The sequence below is a fragment of the Gordonia sp. N1V genome, from assembly GCF_029269935.1.
Taxonomy (GTDB): Bacteria; Actinomycetota; Actinomycetes; order Mycobacteriales; family Mycobacteriaceae; genus Gordonia; species Gordonia polyisoprenivorans.
The window spans coordinates 1-5,544 of the sequence record NZ_JARJDD010000047.1; the positions used below are offsets into that span (position 1 = coordinate 1).

General features: G+C 55.1%; 1 protein-coding gene and 3 rRNA genes. 1 reads left to right on the top strand and 3 read right to left on the bottom strand.

From position 1 onward, the window contains the following. Nucleotide 1: 1 nt before the first annotated feature. The 3 genes from rrf to P3L18_RS27985 all read right to left on the bottom strand — a co-directional run bounded on the left by rrf (nt 2) and on the right by P3L18_RS27985 (nt 5,349). Nucleotides 2-118 (bottom strand): 5S ribosomal RNA (rrf, locus tag P3L18_RS27975). A 115-nt stretch (nt 119-233) separates the two neighbouring features. Further along, nucleotides 234-3,373 (bottom strand): 23S ribosomal RNA (locus P3L18_RS27980). A 451-nt stretch (nt 3,374-3,824) separates the two neighbouring features. Continuing rightward, nucleotides 3,825-5,349, bottom strand: a 16S ribosomal RNA gene (locus P3L18_RS27985). The 16S, 23S and 5S rRNA genes sit together here, the layout of an rRNA operon. Here P3L18_RS27985 and P3L18_RS27990 point away from each other — a divergent pair. Next, a partial coding sequence (locus P3L18_RS27990; protein WP_276115981.1) for a hypothetical protein occupies nt 5,345-5,544 on the top strand: 200 nt, incomplete at its 3' end. The genes P3L18_RS27985 and P3L18_RS27990 overlap by 5 nt on opposite strands.

A 5,544-nucleotide genomic window follows, 5' to 3' on the forward strand; every position in this document is an offset into this window, starting at 1 on the left:
TGTTCGGCGGTGTCCTACTCTCCCACACTGATTAGGGTGCAGTACCATTGGCGCTGGTGGGCTTAGCTTCCGGGTTCGGAATGGGACCGGGCGTTTCCCCACCGCTATAGCCGCCGAAACTCTCTGAAACTCGCACCAGACGAGTTTGTTTATCTCCTGGTGTTGTTTCAGAAGTGCATAGTGGATGCGACACATCTTTTATTCTTTGAGAGTACGAAAGAATATAAGGATGTTGTTGTAAGTCCTCGGCCGATTAGTACCAGTCACCTACACCCATTACTGGGCTTCCAGTTCTGGCCTATCAACCCCATGGTCTGTGGGGGGCCTTAACCACTCAATGGTGGTGAGAAACCTCATCTTGGAACAGGCTTCCCGCTTAGATGCTTTCAGCGGTTATCCCTTCCGAACGTAGCCAACCAGCAATGCTCCTGGCGGAACAACTGGCACACCAGAGGTTCGTCCGTCCCGGTCCTCTCGTACTAGGGACAGGTTTCCTCAAGTTTCTAACGCGCGCGGCGGATAGAGACCGAACTGTCTCACGACGTTCTAAACCCAGCTCGCGTGCCGCTTTAATGGGCGAACAGCCCAACCCTTGGGACCTACTCCAGCCCCAGGATGCGACGAGCCGACATCGAGGTGCCAAACCATCCCGTCGATATGGACTCTTGGGGAAGATCAGCCTGTTATCCCCGGGGTACCTTTTATCCGTTGAGCGACACCACTTCCACACGTTGGTGCCGGATCACTAGTCCCGACTTTCGTCCCTGCTCGACATGTACGTCTCACAGTCAAGCTCCCTTGTGCACTTACACTCACCACCTGATTGCCAACCAGGCTGAGGGAACCTTTGGGCGCCTCCGTTACCTTTTAGGAGGCAACCGCCCCAGTTAAACTACCCACCAGGCACTGTCCCTGAACCCGATCAGGGTCCGAGGTTAGAAGTCCAATACGATCAGAGTGGTATTTCAACAACGACTCCACAACCACTGGCGTGGCCACTTCACAGTCTCCCACCTATCCTACACAAACCGAACCGAACACCAATACCAAGCTATAGTGAAGGTCCCGGGGTCTTTTCGTCCTGCCGCGCGTAACGAGCATCTTTACTCGTACTGCAATTTCGCCGAGTCTGTGGTTGAGACAGCAGAGAAGTCGTTACGCCATTCGTGCAGGTCGGAACTTACCCGACAAGGAATTTCGCTACCTTAGGATGGTTATAGTTACCACCGCCGTTTACTGGGGCTTAAATTCTCAGCTTCACACCCCGAAGGGCATTAACCGGTCCTCTTAACCTTCCAGCACCGGGCAGGCGTCAGTCCGTATACATCGTCTTACGACTTCGCACGGACCTGTGTTTTTAGTAAACAGTCGCTTCTCTCTGGTCTCTGCGACCCACACCAGCTCAAACAGTACATGTCGTCACCAGAATGGGTCCCCCTTCTCCCGAAGTTACGGGGGCATTTTGCCGAGTTCCTTAACCACAGTTCTCTCGATCGCCTTAGTATTCTCTACCTGACCACCTGTGTTGGTTTGGGGTACGGGCCGTGTACCAACTCACTAGAGGCTTTTCTCGGCAGCATAGGATCATGGAATTCACCACAACGGTTACGCATCACCTCTCAGACACCTGAAGCACGGATTTACCAATGCCTCGTCCTACAGGCTTACACCAGGACAACCATCGCCTGGCCCCACTACCTTCCTGCGTCACCCCATCGCTTGCCTACTACCACCCGAGGTCCCATGCAGCCCCCGCCGGCTACCCGAAGGCAGTCCATTGGGATTTGGATGGTTAGTACAGATGATTCAGCATGGGCGCGGATACACGGGTACGGGAATATCAACCCGTTGTCCATCGACTACGCCTGTCGGCCTCGCCTTAGGTCCCGACTCACCCTGGGCGGATTAGCCTGGCCCAGGAACCCTTGGTCATCCGGCGGCAGAGTTTCTCACTCTGCTTTCGCTACTCATGCCTGCATTCTCACTCCCACACCCTCCACACCTAGATCACTCCGGCGCTTCCACGGATGCAGGACGCTCCCCTACCCACCCACACACCTAGACCACCCTCCGCAGAAGGAAGCCAGATTATCGTGTGAGTGCCGCGGCTTCGGCGGTGTACTTGAGCCCCGCTACATTGTCGGCGCAGGATCACTTGACCAGTGAGCTATTACGCACTCTTTCAAGGGTGGCTGCTTCTAAGCCAACCTCCTGGTTGTCTTCGCGACCCCACATCCTTTTCCACTTAGTACACGCTTAGGGGCCTTAGCCGGCGATCTGGGCTGTTTCCCTCTCGACTACGAACCTTATCGCCCGCAGTCTCACTGCAGTGCTCTCACTTACCGGCATTCGGAGTTTGGCTGACGTCAGTAACCTAGTAGGGCCCATCGGCCATCCAGTAGCTCTACCTCCGGCAAGAAACACACCACGCTGCACCTAAATGCATTTCGGGGAGAACCAGCTATCACGGAGTTTGATTGGCCTTTCACCCCTACCCACAACTCATCCCCTCCATTTTCAACTGAAGTGGGTTCGGGCCTCCACGCGGTCTTACCCGCGCTTCACCCTGGCCATGGGTAGATCACTCCGCTTCGGGTCTAGACCCGGCGACTATAGAACGCCCTATTCAGACTCGCTTTCGCTACGGCTACCCCACACGGGTTAACCTCGCCACCGAGCACTAACTCGCAGGCTCATTCTTCAAAAGGCACGCCATCACCCACGATTCACCAAAGAATCCACAGGCTTTGACGGATTGTAAGCGTCCGGTTTCAGGTACTCTTTCACTCCCCTCCCGGGGTACTTTTCACCTTTCCCTCACGGTACTAGTCCGCTATCGGTCACCAGGAAGTATTCAGGCTTACCGGGTGGTCCCGGCAGATTCACAGCAGATTCCACGAGCCCGCTGCTACTTGGGGACACCATCACGCAAGACCACACGCTTTCAGCTACCGGACTCTCACCGCCTACGGCAGACCATTCCAGGCCACTTCACCTAGCATGCAGCTTTCTCACTCACGCCCCGACAGGTAGATCGAGGAAGACAGACCCCACAACACCACACACACAACCCCTACCCGGTATCACATGCGCATGGTTTAGCCATCCTCCGCTTTCGCTCGCCACTACTCACGGAATCACAATTGTTTTCTCTTCCTATGGGTACTGAGATGTTTCACTTCCCCACGTTCCCCCCACACAGCCTATACATTCAGCTGGTGGTAACACGACATCACTCGTGCTGGGTTTCCCCATTCGGACACCCTCGGATCACAGCTCGTTTGACAACTCCCCGAGGACTATCGCGGCCTACCACGTCCTTCATCGGCCCCTGGTGCCAAGGCATCCACCGAACGCCCTCAAACACTTACAACAACACCTAAACCCACAGACGCCCCCAAAACAACAGAGCCGCCCACCAGTTTAGCCATTCGCCTACACACATTTTCTTTCAACTCGAACAAAACACACAAACCAAAAACATTGATTCGATATGCATTGCAAAAATAAAGATGCTCGCATCCACTATGCACTTCTCAAACAACACACACCCACAACCGGCCAACCCTCCACCCGCCATCACAACAGGCATCACCAGACCAACCCGCATTGCAAGCACCAAGACAACACACAAATGTGTTCCCTCAGAACCCCGACAGTGTATTAGCAGCATCTGACCGGTCACCCGGAAAGATCACCCAGCCACCCACCCTTACAAGGGCCGGCAACCAAAATGGGCGTGTTTGATGTTTCACCCTCGAAAACACAACATGCGGTCACCACACTCGGATGACACAAACACGATTGTTTTGCGTTCTCCTTAGAAAGGAGGTGATCCAGCCGCACCTTCCGGTACGGCTACCTTGTTACGACTTCGTCCCAATCGCCGATCCCACCTTCGACAGCTCCCTCCCACAAGGGGTTAGGCCACCGGCTTCGGGTGTTACCGACTTTCATGACGTGACGGGCGGTGTGTACAAGGCCCGGGAACGTATTCACCGCAGCGTTGCTGATCTGCGATTACTAGCGACTCCGACTTCACGGGGTCGAGTTGCAGACCCCGATCCGAACTGAGACCGGCTTTAAGGGATTCGCTCCACCTCACGGTATCGCAGCCCTCTGTACCGGCCATTGTAGCATGTGTGAAGCCCTGGACATAAGGGGCATGATGACTTGACGTCATCCCCACCTTCCTCCGAGTTGACCCCGGCAGTCTCCTGCAAGTCCCCGGCATAACCCGCTGGCAATACAGGACAAGGGTTGCGCTCGTTGCGGGACTTAACCCAACATCTCACGACACGAGCTGACGACAGCCATGCACCACCTGTACACCAACCACAAGGGAACCAACATCTCTGCTGGCGTCTGGTGTATGTCAAACCCAGGTAAGGTTCTTCGCGTTGCATCGAATTAATCCACATGCTCCGCCGCTTGTGCGGGCCCCCGTCAATTCCTTTGAGTTTTAGCCTTGCGGCCGTACTCCCCAGGCGGGGTACTTAATGCGTTAGCTACGGCACGGATCCCGTGAAATGGAACCCACACCTAGTACCCACCGTTTACGGCGTGGACTACCAGGGTATCTAATCCTGTTCGCTACCCACGCTTTCGCTCCTCAGCGTCAGTTACTACCCAGAGACCCGCCTTCGCCACCGGTGTTCCTCCTGATATCTGCGCATTTCACCGCTACACCAGGAATTCCAGTCTCCCCTGTAGTACTCAAGTCTGCCCGTATCGCCTGCACGCCTGCAGTTAAGCTGCAGAATTTCACAGACGACGCGACAAACCGCCTACGAGCTCTTTACGCCCAGTAATTCCGGACAACGCTCGCACCCTACGTATTACCGCGGCTGCTGGCACGTAGTTGGCCGGTGCTTCTTCTGCAGGTACCGTCACCCGAAAGCTTCGTCCCTGCTGAAAGAGGTTTACAACCCGAAGGCCGTCATCCCTCACGCGGCGTCGCTGCATCAGGCTTGCGCCCATTGTGCAATATTCCCCACTGCTGCCTCCCGTAGGAGTCTGGGCCGTGTCTCAGTCCCAGTGTGGCCGATCACCCTCTCAGGTCGGCTACCCGTCGTCGCCTTGGTAGGCCATTACCCCACCAACAAGCTGATAGGCCGCGGGCCCATCCCCAACCGCAAAAGCTTTCCACCACAGAACATGCATCCCATGGTCATATCCGGTATTAGACCCAGTTTCCCAGGCTTATCCCAAAGTCAGGGGCAGATCACCCACGTGTTACTCACCCGTTCGCCACTCGAGCACCCTGCAAGCAGGGCCTTTCCGTTCGACTTGCATGTGTTAAGCACGCCGCCAGCGTTCGTCCTGAGCCAGGATCAAACTCTCCATGAAAAAACATCGAAACCAAACAGTTTCAACACAAACCAGGAAAGCAAAACCTGACAAAAACAATCCAAAAAACTGGCAAAAAAATCCACACCACACCCCACAACAGAGGCGCGATGCACAAACTCTAATGCCACAAAACAAATGGCATCAAACAATCCACCAATACACTATCGAGTTCTCAAAGAACACACACCCACC